The sequence below is a fragment of the Mesorhizobium sp. WSM4848 genome (assembly GCF_055811375.1).
The window spans coordinates 74,953-91,188 of sequence record NZ_JBVVPX010000032.1 but is presented as its reverse complement, the minus strand read 5'-3'; the positions used below and the strand labels follow the sequence as shown (position 1 = coordinate 91,188).

Annotated in this window: 14 protein-coding genes and 1 pseudogene; 9 read left to right on the top strand and 6 right to left on the bottom strand. The window is 61.8% G+C overall.

Going from position 1 to position 16,236, the window contains the following annotated elements; all coding sequences use genetic code 11:
• Positions 1-163 precede the first annotated feature (163 nt).
• The 6 genes and pseudogenes from clpS (AC0L16_RS25250) to AC0L16_RS25225 form a co-directional block, all read right to left on the bottom strand.
• A pseudogene (gene clpS / locus AC0L16_RS25250) lies at positions 164-279 on the bottom strand (ATP-dependent Clp protease adaptor ClpS); the annotation flags it as partial.
• A 3-nt stretch (positions 280-282) separates the two neighbouring features.
• Positions 283-930 carry a VOC family protein gene (locus AC0L16_RS25245; protein WP_473623972.1) on the bottom strand — a complete coding sequence of 216 codons (648 nt, stop codon included), beginning with the start codon at positions 928-930 and terminating at the stop codon, positions 283-285.
• Between the two features lie 191 nt (positions 931-1,121).
• Positions 1,122-1,427: an ATP-dependent Clp protease adapter ClpS gene (gene clpS / locus AC0L16_RS25240; RefSeq protein WP_023799954.1), complete on the bottom strand. Its 306-nt coding sequence runs from the start codon at positions 1,425-1,427 to the stop codon at positions 1,122-1,124.
• Positions 1,428-1,618: 191 nt separating this feature from the next.
• Complete coding sequence (choV, locus tag AC0L16_RS25235) at positions 1,619-2,800, bottom strand: choline ABC transporter ATP-binding protein (protein ID WP_473623963.1); 1,182 nt, start codon at positions 2,798-2,800, stop codon at positions 1,619-1,621.
• Positions 2,797-3,651: a choline ABC transporter permease subunit gene (gene choW / locus AC0L16_RS25230; protein ID WP_023799956.1), complete on the bottom strand. Its 855-nt coding sequence runs from the start codon at positions 3,649-3,651 to the stop codon at positions 2,797-2,799. The genes choV and choW overlap by 4 nt, the downstream gene beginning before the upstream one ends.
• Before the next feature lie 160 nt (positions 3,652-3,811).
• A complete protein-coding gene (locus tag AC0L16_RS25225; RefSeq protein ID WP_473623962.1) occupies positions 3,812-4,759 on the bottom strand; it encodes a choline ABC transporter substrate-binding protein in 948 nt (315 codons plus the stop codon).
• A gap of 514 nt (positions 4,760-5,273) precedes the next feature.
• Between AC0L16_RS25225 and AC0L16_RS25220 the strand changes: the two genes are divergently transcribed.
• The 9 genes from AC0L16_RS25220 (at position 5,274) to AC0L16_RS25180 (ending at position 16,149) form a co-directional block, all read left to right on the top strand.
• On the top strand, positions 5,274-6,362 hold the full coding sequence (locus AC0L16_RS25220) for a hypothetical protein (RefSeq protein WP_473623961.1): 1,089 nt from the start codon (positions 5,274-5,276) through the stop codon (positions 6,360-6,362).
• Between the two features lie 35 nt (positions 6,363-6,397).
• Positions 6,398-7,543 carry a hypothetical protein gene (locus AC0L16_RS25215; RefSeq protein ID WP_473623959.1) on the top strand — a complete coding sequence of 382 codons (1,146 nt, stop codon included), beginning with the start codon at positions 6,398-6,400 and terminating at the stop codon, positions 7,541-7,543.
• 24 nt (positions 7,544-7,567) lie between these two features.
• Positions 7,568-9,478: an AAA family ATPase gene (locus tag AC0L16_RS25210; protein WP_473623958.1), complete on the top strand. Its 1,911-nt coding sequence runs from the start codon at positions 7,568-7,570 to the stop codon at positions 9,476-9,478.
• 180 nt (positions 9,479-9,658) lie between these two features.
• Positions 9,659-10,963, top strand: coding sequence for a DUF6638 family protein (locus AC0L16_RS25205; protein WP_473623956.1), 1,305 nt, complete (start codon positions 9,659-9,661; stop codon positions 10,961-10,963).
• 50 nt (positions 10,964-11,013) lie between these two features.
• Complete coding sequence (locus AC0L16_RS25200) at positions 11,014-12,156, top strand: DUF2333 family protein (RefSeq protein ID WP_473623955.1); 1,143 nt, start codon at positions 11,014-11,016, stop codon at positions 12,154-12,156.
• Between the two features lie 159 nt (positions 12,157-12,315).
• Entirely contained in the window at positions 12,316-12,711 is a 396-nt protein-coding gene (locus AC0L16_RS25195) for an ester cyclase (RefSeq protein WP_473623954.1), read from the top strand.
• Between the two features lie 415 nt (positions 12,712-13,126).
• The gene (locus tag AC0L16_RS25190) at positions 13,127-14,806 is read left to right on the top strand and encodes a formate--tetrahydrofolate ligase (protein ID WP_473623952.1); all 1,680 of its coding nucleotides are present in this window, start codon (positions 13,127-13,129) and stop codon (positions 14,804-14,806) included.
• Between the two features lie 357 nt (positions 14,807-15,163).
• The gene (gene parS, locus AC0L16_RS25185; protein WP_473623971.1) at positions 15,164-15,643 is read left to right on the top strand and encodes a type II RES/Xre toxin-antitoxin system antitoxin; all 480 of its coding nucleotides are present in this window, start codon (positions 15,164-15,166) and stop codon (positions 15,641-15,643) included.
• The gene (locus AC0L16_RS25180) at positions 15,640-16,149 is read left to right on the top strand and encodes an RES family NAD+ phosphorylase (RefSeq protein WP_473623950.1); all 510 of its coding nucleotides are present in this window, start codon (positions 15,640-15,642) and stop codon (positions 16,147-16,149) included. Before parS ends, AC0L16_RS25180 begins: the two co-directional genes overlap by 4 nt.
• Positions 16,150-16,236: the final 87 nt, after the last annotated feature.

Below are 16,236 nucleotides of genomic sequence, written 5' to 3'. Positions count from 1 at the left end.
CTGGTTCGAGGCTCAGTCGCTTACATCGCACAAAAAACCTTCCGTGCAGATACAAGGGGTGTTCCAGCTTGGCACCGACGGCACTCCGTCCAACACCCCTCATCCGTCTCGGCGCTACGCGCCGATCCACCTTCTCCCACAAGGGGAGAAGGTGAAGCGGGCGCTACTCCTCCGGTTCCGTCGTGAACACCAGCGGTAGCCCTTGGCCTTGCCGGCATCGGTCGCCCGAGTCGCCTTGGTCTCGGCGACGTCCCTGGTGAAGACGGCGACGACGCAGACGGCTCAGTCGCCCGGGCCAGCAAACAAAATGAGATTTCCGTCTGGATCCATAACAATGAAGTTTCTGGCACCCCAGGGTTCTTTCCTGAGGACTTGGTGAAAGGGCACCCCTACGGCCTGAAAATTCAGAAAGAGCTGTTTAATCTCGTCTGCAGTATCGACGGTGATCCCGGCGGAGAGCAGGTGTTCACGTTGCCGTATATCGCCAACGAACACAGGTTCGCAAATCAACCTCAGCGCGAGTTGCGCATTGTCACGTGTCACCTGTCCGTAAAATGCCGGGTCGCCGTAAACAAAGTCGACTCCGAAGCCGAGCTTGGTGGTGAAGAATTCGAACGACGCATTGATGTCGGTGACGAACAACTGCGCTGAGGTTGAACTCAGAACGGGTGCAGGCACGGTCTGTTTTTTCTGATCTGTCATGGCTGGGGCTCCTGTCTTGAGCGCCTGCCATCCCTCGAACCCCAATTGACGCGCGATCAGTTCCTGCGCGTCGCTGAGCTTGAAATTTGCTTCCAGTACCTGATTGTCATCGAGATGCTGGAAGCGTGGCAACGTAGCTCTGATCTCGGCTGCGACCGGATAGTACCGTTCGCGGTGCCACCGCAAATATTGCTTGGCCTGCTTTTTGAGGTTTTCGAGATTCGGCATGGGCGCAACTGTGGTTACAGTATAGGCGGGCATTGCCCTTTCACGTTACACCGATGCGCCCTACGCAGCGCTGCGAACGTGCCTCGGCGATGAGCAGTTGTCAATTACCGCATCCCCTCGTGGCCCCCTCAACCGTCTTGGCGCTACGCGCCAATCCCCTTCTCCCGCAAGGGGAGAAGGGGAAGCCGGCGCTACTCCTCCGGTTCCGTCGTGAACATCAGCGGGTAGCCCTTGGCCTTGCCGGCATCGGTCGCCCGTGTCGCCTTGGTCTCGGCGACGTCCCTGGTAAAGACGGCGACGACGCAGACGCCGCGCTGGTGCGCGGTGATCATCACCCGCCGCGCCTGGTCCTCGCTCAGCTTGAATTCGCCCTTGAGCACCGTCACCACGAACTCGCGCGGCGTGAAATCGTCATTGAGGAGGATGACCTTGTAGAGCTTCGGCCGTTCGATCTTCGGCTTCGTTTTGGTGCGGGGTTTGGTGACGATCTCAGGCATCGGAACCGGCAACTGCGCGCAAGAATTTCGCTTTTATTCTGACATGGACGAAAGCGATCGTCCATTTTGGACCGCCCGCAAAACCGCCTTCCCGGCGGGCGCGGCCATTCACAAGTCCGTGCCTATATGGGACCGCCGCCAAGCCAGCGCAGACCGCGAAGAAACGATACGGACCGTTTCGTTTAGAAACACTACCGCCGCAACACCGCACTCAGCACATCCCTGACGCCGATGGCGCCGACGAAGCGCGACTGGTCGTCGAACAGCGCCACCGGTGCGGTCTGCGAGCGATGCATGGCCAGCATCACCGTCTTCAGCGAGGTGCCGGGATTGGCCCAGAATACCTGTGTCGTCTCCTCCGGCTGCGCCTCGACATCGGCGCACGACACCCAGAACGCCGGCTTGCCGTCGCGCTCGGCCGCCGCCACCAGCCCGTGCTCGTCGATCTTGAAACGCGTCGTCTTGCGGCGGTCGAGCCACACCCAGCCATCCTCGCCGTGGTCGAGGTCGCGGCGGTCGCGCATCACGTTCCAGGCGGTCAGCACCGAGAGCGGATTCACATTGGCGATGAAGTCGCGGACATAGTCGTTGGCGGGGCGCAGCACGATGTCTTCCGGCGCGCCGGTCTGCACGATACGCCCGCCTTCCATGATGGTGATGTGGCTGCCGATCTTCAGCGCCTCCTCGAGATCGTGGCTGACGAAGATGATGGTCTTCTTCAGCTCGGCCTGAAGCTGCAGCAATTCGTCCTGCAGCTTGGTCCGGATCAGCGGGTCGAGCGCCGAGAACGGCTCGTCCATCAGCAGGATCGGCGCTTCGGTGGCAAACGCGCGCGCCAGCCCGACGCGCTGCTGCATGCCGCCGGAAAGCTCGTGGGCGTATTTCGACGCCCACTGGTCGAGGCCGACGAGCTTCAACTGGCGCTCGACGCGCGCCTTGAGCTCGGCTTCGGGCACGCCGGAAAGCTCGAGGCCGAAGCCGACATTTTCCGCGACGGTGCGCCAGGGCAGAAGGCCGAACTGCTGGAACACCATGGCGACCCGCGTCTGTCTGATATGGCGCAGCGTGGCGGCGTCGCAGGCCGCGACATCGACCATGCGGTCACCGTCCTTGACCATGACGTTGCCGCGCGCCGGCACGTTGAGCAGGTTGACGGCGCGCAGCAGCGTCGATTTGCCGGAGCCGGAGAGGCCCATCAGGACGGAAATCTCGCCCTCGTTGACGGTCAAATTGGCACCGGCGCAGCCGAGCACGGCGCCGGTCTTCTCCAGGATTTCCTGACGCGTCGCGCCGCTGTCGACGAGCGCCAGCGCTTCCTTGCGCGCCGCGCCAAAGACGATGTCGACATTCTTGAAATCGACCGCGGCGCTCATTTGGCGGCTCCCGTGCCGATGCGGCTGATGCGGTCGAGGATGATGGCAAGCACGACGATGGCGAGACCGGCTTCGAGGCCGAGCGGAATGTTGACCGAGTTCAGCGCGCGCACCACCGGCTTGCCAAGGCCGTTGGCGCCGATGAGCGCAGCGATCACGACCATGGAGAGGCAGAGCATGATGCACTGCGTCAGCCCCGCCATGATGGTCGGGAGCGCCGCCGGCAACTCTACCTTCCACAGCAGCTGGCGTTTTGTCGCGCCGAAGGCTTCGCCGGCCTCGATCATCGGTTTCGGCACCGAGGTGATGCCGAGATGCGTCAGGCGGATCGGCGCGGGAGCGGCGAAGATAACGGTGACGATGAGGCCGGGAGCGATGCCGAGACCGAAGAGAATGAGCACCGGAATCAGGTAGACGAAGGTCGGCATGGTCTGCATCAGGTCGAGGACCGGCTGGAGATAGCGGTAACCGCGCTCGTTATGCGCCGCCCAGATGCCGATCGGCACGCCGATGGCCATCGAGGCCGCAGCAGCGCCCACGACCAACACCAGCGTCTCGACGGTTTCCTGCCAGAGATCCTGGTTGACGATAAAGAGCAGACCGAGCGCGACGGCAAGCGCCAGCTTCCATGATTTCTGCAGGTACCAGGCAAGCCCGGCTATGGCGGCGACCAGGAGAACCGGGGGGACGAGCAGCAAAAGATCGACCAGCCCGTCGAGAACGACGGTGAGCCCGTCGGCGATACTGTCGAAAAACCACTCGAAATTGGTGGTCAGAAAGTCGAAGAAGGTCTTGCCCCACCGCCCGATCGGGATCTTGAAGCTCGAAATCAGTTGCGAAACCGGATCCATGGCAAATGTCCCCTCATTCTTCTTCACCGTCCCCCTGGCGGGGTGGGTCGAACCGCGCAGCCGAGCGGGGTGGAATGGTCACGGTTATGCTCCGTTCCGAACCATCCCAACCGCGGCGCGTGCCGCGCCGAACCTCCCCGCAAGGGGAGGTGTAAGTCTGCTACGAACCCAGTGCGGTTTTCACGGCGGCCGCGGCGTCGCCGCCGTCGAAGGTCGTCACGCCGGCGAGCCATGGCGTCATCGCGTCCGGATTGGCCTTGAGCCATTCGGTGGCCGCGGCTTTCGGGTCGGCGCCGTCATTGAGGATCGCACCCATGATCTCGTTTTCCATCTTGAGCGAGAACACCATGTTCTTGAGCAGCGCGCCGACGTTCGGGCATTCGGTGGTGTAGCCGGCCCGGACATTGGTGGCGACGGTCGCGCCGCCGAAATTCGGGCCGAACACCTCGTCGCCACCCGACAGATAGGCCATCTTGATGTTGGCGTTCATCGGATGCGGCTCCCAGCCGAGGAAGACCACGTCTTCGCCCGATGCGGCCGCCTTCTGCACCGCTGACAGCATGCCGGCCTCGGAGCTTTCGACAAGCTCGAAATCCTTCAGGCCGAACTTGTCGGCGGCGATCATGTCGAGGATCAGGCGGTTGCCGTCATTGCCGGCTTCGATGCCGTAAATCTTGCCGTCGAGCTTGTCCTTGAACTTGGCGATATCGGAGAAATCCTTGAGACCGGCGTCATAGGTGTGCTGCGGAACGGCGAGCGTATATTTCGCGCCTTCGAGGTTGGTCACGACCGTCTCGACCGACTTGTCTTCGAGATAGGGTTTTACGTCGGCTTCCATGGTCGGCATCCAATTGCCGAGGAAGACGTCGACGTCCTTGTTCTTCAGCGAGGTGTAGGTGACTGGAACCGACAGCACCTGCACGTCGGGTTCGTAGCCGAGCGCTTCTAGGATGACGCTGGCGGTAGCGGTGGTGGCGGTGATGTCGGTCCAGCCGACATCGGCAAAACGCACCGGCTTGCAGCTTTCCGGCTCGGCGGCGAGTGCGCCGCTCGCCGAAAGAAACGCCGCCAGACCGAGGCCGGCGGCGAATAGTTTGATACGCGACATCTGTATTCTCCCATTGTGATCGATCGGCGAAGCGAAATTGCGGTTTTGTCTCCGCCTTGTTTCGTCAGCCAAACACCATTCTGGTGCGGTTTCAAGCGATAAGACAATCGCTAGCAACGGCGCGGGCTGGCCGACCAGCGACACGCCGCCTGCTGTTGCAGGCGCTTTTCCGATCGCCAGGCGCTTTTCCGGTGGCCAGGCGCTTTTCCGGTGGAACGTCGGGACGCCCCCTCCCCGCGTTCGGACAACTCGGCTTAAAAGGGCGGCATGGCAAGCGCCGTCGGCGAAGCTGCTGATCTCCCCCCTGCGGGGGAGATCGGGATGTCGCTTCAGCTATCGCCAATCACCAGCGCCGGAAGGCAGGCAGACGGGGGCGGCACAAACCTGAAGCGAACCCCGATTGGTGAGCTATTTCTTGCTTTGTGACAGCATTATTCCGCCTTTCCTTCCCCCCTTGCCACACATATATTCGCGGCGTTCGCGACACGAACAATTGCCGAAGCGGGAGGCTCCTATGGCGACATTGCAGAATTTCGATGCCGAAATTGCCAAGACCAATCAGGTCGTGCAGGACATGCGCACCAAGATCGAGCAGTCCGGCGCCGTGCTCGACACGCTTGCCAGGAGCGACAAGAAGATCGGCGACGCCAATTTCGACCTCGAGAACGCCCGCATCGAGGATGTGCTGAAGCAGCAGAAGGTGATGGAAGGCAACATCGCCGACCTGATCATCGGGCTGGAGGACGCCACCAACGTCTTCGGCGCGGAATTCGAGAGCATGAAGAACTACACCGGCTGGGAAAGCTTCGTCGGCATATTTTCCGACCAGAGCAAGCAGCGCATGCGCACCGACCGTGTCCGCAACATGTCGCTGGCCGGCAATCTGCAGGAGCTGCTGGCGAAATCCGACACCATTGTCGGCATCCTCAAGGCGCAGAAGCAAATCCTCGACCAGCGTTACAAGACCTCCGAGGCCAGCCTGTCGCAGGTGATCGAACGCCGCAAGGCGACCATGTCGAATCTCGAGACCGTGCAGAGGCGCATCGAGGAGGTCAATCCGATGCTGCTCGACATCGAGAACAAGATCGCCGCCTCGACCAGCCAGAAGGAGCGCACCGAGCTTGAGGGCGAGCGTTCGAAACTGGCCACCGAGTACAACGAGAAGCAGGCCAAGGAGCAGGAACTTCTGGCCGAAAGCCAGACGCTGGAGCGCTACACCTCGATGTTCCAGACCTTCGTCGATTCGCTCAACAACCAGATCGCGGCGCAGTCGACGCTGATCAACAAGCTGACCATCGATACCGAGCAGCGCATCGTCCTCTACAAGGCGCTGGAAGATTCGCTGAAGACGGCCGCCCAGCAGGACGTCGCCCACAAGATCAACACACTGGGCAGCCAGGTCGACAACACCGCCGAGGAAACCATGGCCGGCATTGGCGCGGCCTCGCAGAAGCACATCGGCGATCTTCTCGAAATGCACGAGAAGAACATGGTGGCGACCGCCGACATCCAACGCCGCAAGAAGCTGGCTGACGATGCCTTTGCCCGGCGCTTCGACGATGTGATGAAGAAGCACAATTCGGCGAACTACGTGCAGTCGTAATTGCTGCACTCGCATCGCTCTCAAGGGCTGGCTGCATGACCCCCGAAAACGAAGCGGCAACGCGTTATTTCTCGGCGATCACGGCGGCACTCAGTGGCCTCGAAGTGTTCATGCGCGACGATCGCTCGCCGCTCTACCGGCACGGCATCGTCGCCAAGATCGTCGCCGAATACATCGCGCGACTCGACAACTCGTTTTCCTGCTGGCGCAACCGGCTGGGCTTCATGGAGACGTTCCGCATCTCGCGCGCCGAAAGCGGCTTTCCGGTGTTCCAGAACGTGCTCGAGCTGGAAAACGACCGCCGCCAGGCCGATACGCGTCTGGCCAACATACCGCTGGCCGACGAGTTGCGCGAGGAAATGGCCGACTTCATCCTCCGCCACAAGGAATTCCCCGAGGCGCTGCAGAAGTCGATGGCCGAGCGGCTCTATCTGGAGGGCGTCAGGAGCGAGACGACCTTCGGGCCGTTCACCTTGGCGCAGACGGCAAAAGTCTCGGTCAATCCGAAGACCGGACGGCCTTACTACCTCGTCCATTGGGCCGCCTTCGACGGCAGCGCTAACCTGCCGCTGGTCTATATGGTGACGGTCGAGGATTCCTCCGAAGAGATGATCGGGCAGCTTGTCGACCGCAACGGCAAGCTCAACGACAAGGTCGACATTCCGCTTCCGGTTGACGGGCTGCTCAATCCCGAGCTTGCCCACCGCTTCGACGACTTCACCGAGAAGAACTCCGCCTATACGCTGTCGCCGGCTACGATCGCCGTCAACCTCGACAAGGATTTCGAGCCGCTCCACCCCAAGCAACTGCGCCGCGTCGTGCTCGGGCCCTTCTATTCGGCCGGGATCACCGACAACAATTCGACGGTGACCGACATTCTGGACAAGGTGCGCAAGCCGGAAAACGCCTGGCTGCTGACCTGGACCATCCAGGAGGTCTATTCCAAGGCTGAGAAGCCCGGCCGCAAAGGTCTGTTTTCGAGCGAGAAGGCGACGCAGGAATTCTTCATCGACACCGACGATCTGGAGGCGGCGCGGCAAGGCGTGTCGAGCTACGAGAGGCACGCGCTGATCCCGCATGAGGCCTATCAGGCGCTCTACGCCGCCGGCGAGGCGCAGAAGATCTTTTCCGGCTACAAGGTCCACATCCTGTCCAAAGGACAGGTCATCAGTGACGTCTGACCGTCAAACCGCGGAGCATCCTTCATGGACACCGGCCTGACCACGATTTCGGAAGCGGCAATCGAAAAGCACCGCGCCACGGCGCAGAGCTTCATCACCCGCATCGTCGTGCTGGAGGACCCGTCGCGGGAATCCGGGACGGCGCTGGCCAGCACCAACCGCCGCTTCGTCTCGACCGTCTCGGTCGGCTCGGCGCGTCGCACGCGCGAGGTCGAGCTTTCCAAGACCGTGGCCGCCGTCCATCCCGACGACCAGCTGCTGAGCATTGCGCAGCACATGCTGCTTTATCGCACCCGGCGCGGGCTGGCGATCGCGCTGGCCATATCAGATGTCTTCGCCGAAGGCTCAGATCTCGAGAGCCTGAAGGCGAAAAACGCCCGCGCCCCGCTCGAAGGCGACGAGGCCGCTACCTTCAAGAAGCTGCTGTCGGCTTCGGCTTATATTTCGGCCTTCAGCCTCGCCTCCTATCTGTTCCAGCTGATCGACAGCGACGGCGAGGCGCCGAACGATACGCCCGAGCCGGACTTTTTGTTCGACACGCCGCAGGACGCGGTGAAGTCGATTGTTGCCGGCCTCGACAAGGCGATAGCTAGCGCCAAGGACGACGCCGACCTGATGACCCGGGCGCGCGCCTTCGCCCGTGTCGCGATCGACGGGCTTTTGGCGCGAAAGGGCCGCTTCGACGGCATCGGTCCGTTTGAGAACGCTCATATCCGCATCGACGTCGACGACTTCACCCTCGACGGCTTCGACGTCGCGCCGGGCAAGCGGTCGAAGCCGCTGGTGATGACCTTCAAGAAGCCGGAAGAGGTCGTCGGCAACCACATCGCAAAGTACCAGTCGGTCAAGCTCGCCAAGATGCTGATGGCTTACGATTTCGAGCGCGAGCTGAACCCGTTCGTCGAGCTCGGCGGCTTCCTGTTCACCTTCATTGGCGACGGCGCGCCCGGCACCGGCAAGACGACGCTGATCCAGATGATCGCCGGTCTCGTCAACGGCTACTGCCAGGTCGCCGGCTACCCCTTCGCCTACGAGAATTTCGGCGTCGACCAGATCTCCTCCTACCAGGGCAAGTCGGGCCAGAACTGCCGCCAGTTCATCAACAATGTGCTGAACCCGCGCGTCATCGGCTTCGGCACCATCGACGACCTCGACCAGGTGGCGGCCCGACGCTCCGACGATCGTGCCTCGGCCGGCCAGCAGGAAATCACGGGCGTCCTGATGGACGCATTCGGGGGTGCGGCCACGGTGGTGCGCGGCAACTGCTCCTTCGGCATGTTCTCCAACTATCCCGAAAACGTCGACGACGCGCTACGCCAGCGCGCCGGCGCCCGCTGGCTGGTCGATGGGCCACAAACGCGCGACGACTATATCGACATCTTTGTGCTGCTCGCCGGCAAGAACCACAAGATCCCGCTCGGCGACCACAAGCTCTATGCCGCCCAGGAGATCCAGCGCGCAGTGATGGAGGCCTATGAAGAGCACGAGAAGCCCAGGGAAGACGGGCTGATGAAGGTCTACGAGCGCTACATGAAGGAGAACGGCGCACCGAAGTCGATGGCCGACATCGGCACCTATCTGCACATGATCAAGGAGGCCGAGCCGCGCTTCACCGGCCGCGCTATCAAGAACGTCACCGACGCGATCAAGATGCGCGCCATGGACATCGAGCTGCCGGACGAATGGTTCGAGAAGCCGGAAGTCTTCATGCACAAGAGCTACGACGACAAGAAGGCGATGATCGAGGAACTGCGCGGGCCATTCTCGATGGAGATGGTCATGCAGGAGGTCAACCGCTACGCCGACTCGGAGTTCCGCTACTCCGACAGGTCCGACGACGCAGCGGTGACCAAGATGATCCGCGACACCCGCCTGCGCGACCGCGCGATGCGCGAGATCGAGGAGCTGAAGAACAAGGGCCTGTGGAATGCGTGAAACGCGCCGACGCTCCCTTCTCCCCTTGTGGGGTCCGAAGGACGGGGCGAGACCAGTGGCTCGCCCCCGGGCGGTGTCGCCGAAGGCGACGGATGAGGAGTATTCGTCAAGCTGGAACACCCCTCATCCGTCTTGGCGCTGCGCGCCAATCCACCTTCTCCCACAAGGGGAGAAGGAAGAATGAGCCCCGCCAGGAAATCCGATCTGCTGCGCGAGAACGACCTGATCTATGGCCGGCTGCTGACCATCGACGAGCCGCATCTGATCCAGCGCTACAACAAGGCTTTGGTCGCCTTCGGCCTGAAGCCGACGAAGCTGAAGAGCTTCGAGATCGACCGCACCGGCTTCTCGCCGCAGGTGGCCGAAGAATGCGGCGACTACAACTACCTCGATCCCAACGAGATCAACCGCCGCTTCATCATCCTGACGCCGTCGCAGGTAGACCTGCCGGTGGTCCACACCGCCTTTTCCAACACCTCGCAGTTGATGTTCGAGTTCATGTCGACGAACCAGCGCGCCATCGACGCGCTGACCATCAAGGATGTCATCTATGGCGAGATCGAGGATTCGGTCCCCAAGGTCGACGACATCGAGGACCTGCTGTCGATCAATCAGGTCGAGTTCAAGGTTCTGTCGGCGGAGGACGTGCTCGGCAAAGCCGCCGAACTCGGCAAGCTCGTCGACCGGCTGAAGCAGGAACCGGAGGCCTGGCGCGACAGTGCCATGCTCACCCGCATGGTCGAGCTGGCCAAGATCTGCGGCGACATCCGCGAGAACGCGCTGGTGCCAGATCAAGTGATCTTTCGCCACAGCGCCTATTGGACCAGCCATTTCGGCGGGCTCTATGTGTTCATCGATCGCGACATGACGACGGTGATCAGCGACCCGGCAGCACCCGGCTTCCGCCGCTCGCGGCCGTGGCAGGTGAGCTACCTCTCGATCAACGATGCCGACAGGGTGTTCAAGTTCCTCGCCGCGACCGGCCGCATCGAACTGCCGCGGGCCTCGTGGATCGAAACATCAGGCTATCTCGAACACCGCGCCGAAATGGTGGTGCGCGCGCTGATCCGAGACGCCGAGCCCGACCGTAATCTGACCGACGTCGACAAGGTCTGGCTGCAGACCTGGATCCACAGCCATGCCGACCTGATCACCAGGGACGGCAATTTTCCCTTTCTCAACGCCGCCAAGCGCGAGATCGCTCACCTCGGCTATCTCAAGATCGAGGACGTGTTCCCGCAGCAGCGTTTCCTGACGATCCGGGCCAAGCCCGGGCATCCCGACGCCTGGCTGACCAACCAGCTGATCTCGGACTTCGTGCCGCAGGATTTCGTCTCGCGCTACGTCTTCAACAAACCGGGTTTTTTCAGGGACTATGACGGCTTCAGCGACGCCTGGCGATCGCATGTTGTGGACGTTCTGAAAACCACATATCTGAAAGACAAGGTGGCGTTTCGCACACGCCTCTACGGCCTTACCGATTGAATGCCTAACCTTATCGAATTCTTGGCTGACTGACGAGGGGTGACATCGCCATGCTTGATCCGATCGTGAATTTCTTCACACGGATGTTCCAGTGGATCGGCCGCGGCATTGGCTTCGCCGTCGGCGTGATCCTGTGGCCGTTCATGTGGGCGGGGCGCTGGTATACGCAGCGCGGCTGGATCCTGAAGGCGGTGCTCGGCCTCGCCCTGCTCATGCTGATCGGCCTCTACGGCTATTTCATCTGGAACACGCAGGTCTGGAGCAATTTCAATCCCGCCTATGCGGAAGCATATAAGTTCACGCAGCCGGCCGGAACCGCACCGGCGCAGCCCGCTCCTTCCGCCACCGGGGAAACCGCTGGCGTCGAGGGAGAGGTCAAGACCTGCACCCACTCGGCCATTGTCCAGGTTACGGCTGACCTCATCGATTTCAACGTCAACGAGAATGCCTGGATCTCGTCGATGATACTCTACAAGCTCGGGCTCTTCGGCATGGACTGGGACCGCACGCCGTTTCTCGACAACAAGGCCTCCTTCCAGCGCGGGGTCAATCAGGCCATCCGGCGCACCACGGTCGAGCTTGTCGACACGCTGGGCCGCGTCCGCGGCACCAGCCAGATCGACCAGAACCTGCAGGATGCGCGCGGCGCCATCACCTTCGACGAGGAAACCTGGTATTTCGGCCTGAGGCCGTTTGGTCCGAAAACCCCGACGCCGAGTTTCTATCGCACGGCAGCGAGCAGCCTTCGCGCCTTCAACGACCGGCTCATGAAATGCGAGGTTGTCTTCAACGCGCGCGCCGACAATCTGCTGCAGTTCGTCGACCGGATCGCGAGTGACATAGGCTCGACGTCGGACCTGATCCGTGACCGTTCGCAGAACTTCAACAGCGGCTGGTTCGACACGCGCGCTGACGACCGCTTCTGGTTCGCCTACGGCCAGCTCTACGGCTATTACGGCATCCTGACGGCGGCGCATCACGACTTCCAGCAGATCCTCGACAATCGCGGCCTCACGCCACTTTGGAACAGCGTGGAAGGCCAGCTCAAGGCAGCGCTCGCCATCCAGCCTCTCATAATATCCAACGGCCGCGAGGATGGCTGGATCATGCCCACCCACCTCACCACGATGGGGTTCTATGTGCTTAGGGTGCGATCGAACCTCGTCGAGGTCAGGTCTGTTCTGGATCGGTGAAGCAAGCGATTGGTGAAAGACGCCTTGGCTTGAATCACCGCTGGCCCTGGTCGGGATCGGCAACGTGCTGACGCAGCAGTTCGGCTGCGCATTGCGAGGAGCGGAACCTGATCGTCTCGTCGCCGTTCAACCGTGGGCGGCAGCCAGCGAGGACACGCGATGGATATCCGGGAATTTGCTCGAAATTTCTATGCCACGATCGATGCGCAAGACTGGGATAGACTGGCCAGTCTGGTCTCTCCGGATCTCACAGTCCATCTCGCCAGCGCCAATCCGATCGGCTTCGATGACTGGCGCAAATCCCTGACCGAGTTCTTTGCTGGATTTCCGGATGGACATCACGTCATCGACGACTATGTCGGCGATGCCGACAAGGTGGTCACGCGCGGCCGCTTTCAGGGCACGCACACCGGCATCTTCCATGGCGTCGAACCGAGCGGAAATTGCGTCTCGGTTGGGGTGATTCACATTGATCGGGTTGAGAGCGGCATCGTGGTCGAGCATTTCGGCCAGCTTGACGGCTTGGGGCTGATGCACCAGATCGGTGCATTCTAATGCATGTCGCGCAAAAGCATGCCATTGGGCTTGAACCGAGGGTGCGCAGCGGTTTTGCTATAACGACATGCATCAAACAAGAACTTAAAGCGCGTCGACGCGCTTTAGCGCCACCGCTCGACACGCCGACCGGCGATCGAACCCTGTCGCATTCCGTGCATTCCGCGGCTGTTTTGAGACGGCAGGACGGCGCGTGCTCTGGCTTCTATACGGCGCGACAACCCGCGAAGATCCGGAAAAGGTCGACCAGGAGCCGTCTTTCTCCAGAGGAAACATAGTTGCATGCAAGTTGACGCCATGGCAGCGACAGGGGTAGAACGTGCCCTCGCCTGCAGTACTGGGCTGTTTCGAACAGGCTTGCGACCACACTGATCAAACCCGTCCCCTCCACCGTCCAATCCAGAGGAAAGCCGCCATGGCCGAAGTGAAGTCCGACATCGAGATCGCGCGCGCCGCCGACAAGAAACAGATCCAGGCGATCGGCCAGAAGATCGGCATTCCAAGCGAGCATCTTTTGCCTTACGGCCACGACAAGGCGAAGATCTCGGCCGAGTTCATCAAGTCGGTGAAGGCAAACAGGGACGGCAAGCTGATCCTCGTCACCGCCATCAACCCGACGCCGGCCGGCGAAGGCAAGACGACGACGACGGTGGGCCTCGGCGACGGTCTCAACCGCATCGGTAAGAAGGCCATCGTCTGCATCCGCGAGGCTTCGCTCGGGCCGAATTTCGGCGTCAAGGGCGGCGCTGCCGGTGGCGGCTATGCGCAGGTCGTGCCGATGGAGGACATGAACCTCCACTTCACCGGCGATTTCCATGCCATCACCACCGCGCATAATTTGCTTTCGGCGCTGATCGACAACCACATCTACTGGGGCAACGAGCTCGGCATCGACATCCGCCGCGTCGTCTGGCGCCGAGTCATGGACATGAACGACCGCGCACTGCGCGAGATGATCTGCTCGCTCGGCGGCGTCGCCAACGGCTTTCCGCGCGAGGCTGGCTTCGACATCACCGTCGCCTCGGAAGTCATGGCGATCCTGTGCCTCGCCACCGACCTGAAGGACCTGGAAAAGCGCCTCGGCGACATCATCGTCGCCTATCGCCGCGACAAGTCGGCCGTCTACGCCCGCGACCTCAAGGCCGACGGCGCCATGGCCGTGCTGCTCAAGGACGCCATGCAGCCCAACCTCGTGCAGACGCTGGAGAACAACCCGGCCTTCGTCCATGGCGGCCCTTTCGCCAACATCGCGCATGGCTGCAACTCGGTCGTTGCCACCACGACGGCGCTGAAACTTGCCGACTATGTCGTCACCGAAGCCGGTTTCGGCGCCGATCTCGGCGCTGAAAAATTCTTCGACATCAAGTGCCGCAAGGCCGGCCTGAAGCCGGCGGCCACGGTTATCGTCGCCACCGTGCGCGCCATGAAGATGAATGGCGGCGTCAAGAAGGAAGATCTCGGCAAGGAGAACGTCGAGGCGGTCAAGAAGGGCTGCGCCAATCTCGGCCGTCACATCGAGAATGTCAGGCAGTTCGGCGTGCCTGCCGTGGTCGCCATCAACCATTTCTATTCTGACACCGACGCTGAAATCAGGGCGATGAAGGACTACGTCGCCTCGATGGGCGAAGAGGCGATCCTGTGCAAGCACTGGGCCCACGGCTCGGCCGGCATCGAGGAACTCGCCAACAAGGTGGTGACGCTGGCCGAATCCGGCTCCTCACAGTTTGCGCCGCTCTATCCCGACGCCATGCCGCTGTTCGAGAAGATCAACACCATCGTCCAGCGCATCTATCGCGGATCCGAAGCGATCGCCGACAAGTCGGTGCGCGACCAACTCCACGCCTGGGAGCACGCCGGCTACGGCAACCTGCCGGTCTGCATGGCCAAGACGCAATATTCGTTCTCGACCGATCCGAACCTGCGCGGCGCGCCGACTGGCCACACCGTGCCGGTGCGCGAGGTCAGGCTGTCTGCGGGCGCCGGCTTCATCGTCGTCATCTGCGGCGAGGTCATGACCATGCCTGGCCTGCCCAAGGCGCCGTCTTCGGAGAAGATATTCCTGAACGAGATAGGCCAGATCGAAGGCCTGTTCTGAGGGCTCGCTGCCCCTCACCCTTGCCTCAGCTTCGGCGACTGGCTGATCGACCAACGCGTCGACCAATTCTCCACGTCGGCGCCGCCCCTCATCTGCCTGCCGACATCTCTCCCCGTGAACGGAGAGGATGCTGGCCGCAACGTCGGCACCCTTTCTGCAACGCTGTAGATTGGCGAAATCGGCGACAACGGCATCTTTCTCCCCGTCACTATACGGGGAGAAATGCCCGGCAGGGCAATGGGGGCGGCGCAAACCTTCAGCGATTGCCTTGCTCTCGATCCTGCTCGCCCTTGAAAGCGTCGCGTCATCTGTCATATATTGAAGCGACAGATGACGCGAGGAGGCAGACCCGTGGCGATGGCATTGAAAAAGGCACCCGCGGCGCCAAGAAACAATGACCTGCAGAAGGTGGCCAGATTGCTGGGTGGCGCCCGCATTCTATCGCGGCATCTCCGGAGCGCATTGGACGCCCATGAGTTGCTTGTTCACGGTCTGCCAGGCTCGGCGCTGGACCATCTCATTGGGCAGCTCGTCTTCATCCAGAAGACTGATTCGCTCGAGAAGGCCGTCGGCATGAGCTTGCGCACCTACCAGCGTCGGAAGGATTCTCCTTCCAAGCCACTCAGCCAGGACCAGAGTGGACGAACCTGGAAATTCGCCGAGATCCTGTCGAAAGCGACCGACGTGTTCGGTTCACAGGCGGAAGCCGAGCAATGGCTGGAGCGCCCGGCGATCGGGCTCGACCAGCGCCGTCCCATCGATCTTCTGGCAACCCCGGCCGGTGTCGAGCTTGTGCAAGACTATCTCGAGCGGCTTGAATACGGCGTTTATGCATGACGCCGCTGCCGGCGGTGCTTGGCGGCTCCGACCTCGTCGGCTGGCGTCTCGATCAGGCTGCGTTCGCGCCGACATGGGACAGTGGCGAGGGCGCATACAGGGTCGGCGGACGATGGAACAATAGGGGCGTGCGCGCAGTCTACTGCTCAATCGATCCTTCGACTGCGATTCTCGAGGTCGCAGTCCACAAAGGTTTTAGGGCGCTCGACACGATCGCGCATGTGATGACGGCGGCGATAGTCAGCGATGTCACGGATGTGCATATCGTCGACCCTGCCGTCGTTCCGAACCCTAACTGGCTGCGCCCGGGCATTCCGAGCTCCGGGCAGCAGGCATTCGGCGACGATCTTCTCAAACGGCACCGGTTCGTGGTGATTCCGAGCGCAGTATCCCAGAATAGCTGGAATCTGGTCTTCGAGGCGAGCGTCGCGAAGGGCGCCTATGCCATGAGGACCCAGGAAGCCTTTGCGCTCGATACGCGATTGCATCCTCCTCCTGCCAGGTGATCGTGCTTATCTCGTGGCGCAGGCGCCGAGGTGAGATTCGACTGTCGCTCGATCCCAGGACAATCACTCAGGTTTGCGCAGCCCCTC

Bases quoted from the DNA above. Each gene is read 5' to 3' on its own strand.
- AC0L16_RS25245 (WP_473623972.1), bottom strand. From the start codon at position 930: ATGCCGAATCTCGAAAACCTCAAAAAGCAGGCCAAGCAATATTTGCGG.
- clpS (WP_023799954.1), bottom strand. From the start codon at position 1,427: ATGCCTGAGATCGTCACCAAACCCCGCACCAAAACGAAGCCGAAGATC.
- choV (WP_473623963.1), bottom strand. From the start codon at position 2,800: ATGAGCGCCGCGGTCGATTTCAAGAATGTCGACATCGTCTTTGGCGCG.
- choW (WP_023799956.1), bottom strand. From the start codon at position 3,651: ATGGATCCGGTTTCGCAACTGATTTCGAGCTTCAAGATCCCGATCGGG.
- AC0L16_RS25225 (WP_473623962.1), bottom strand. From the start codon at position 4,759: ATGTCGCGTATCAAACTATTCGCCGCCGGCCTCGGTCTGGCGGCGTTT.
- AC0L16_RS25220 (WP_473623961.1), top strand. From the start codon at position 5,274: ATGGCGACATTGCAGAATTTCGATGCCGAAATTGCCAAGACCAATCAG.
- AC0L16_RS25215 (WP_473623959.1), top strand. From the start codon at position 6,398: ATGACCCCCGAAAACGAAGCGGCAACGCGTTATTTCTCGGCGATCACG.
- AC0L16_RS25210 (WP_473623958.1), top strand. From the start codon at position 7,568: ATGGACACCGGCCTGACCACGATTTCGGAAGCGGCAATCGAAAAGCAC.
- AC0L16_RS25205 (WP_473623956.1), top strand. From the start codon at position 9,659: ATGAGCCCCGCCAGGAAATCCGATCTGCTGCGCGAGAACGACCTGATC.
- AC0L16_RS25200 (WP_473623955.1), top strand. From the start codon at position 11,014: ATGCTTGATCCGATCGTGAATTTCTTCACACGGATGTTCCAGTGGATC.
- AC0L16_RS25195 (WP_473623954.1), top strand. From the start codon at position 12,316: ATGGATATCCGGGAATTTGCTCGAAATTTCTATGCCACGATCGATGCG.
- AC0L16_RS25190 (WP_473623952.1), top strand. From the start codon at position 13,127: ATGGCCGAAGTGAAGTCCGACATCGAGATCGCGCGCGCCGCCGACAAG.
- parS (WP_473623971.1), top strand. From the start codon at position 15,164: ATGGCATTGAAAAAGGCACCCGCGGCGCCAAGAAACAATGACCTGCAG.
- AC0L16_RS25180 (WP_473623950.1), top strand. From the start codon at position 15,640: ATGACGCCGCTGCCGGCGGTGCTTGGCGGCTCCGACCTCGTCGGCTGG.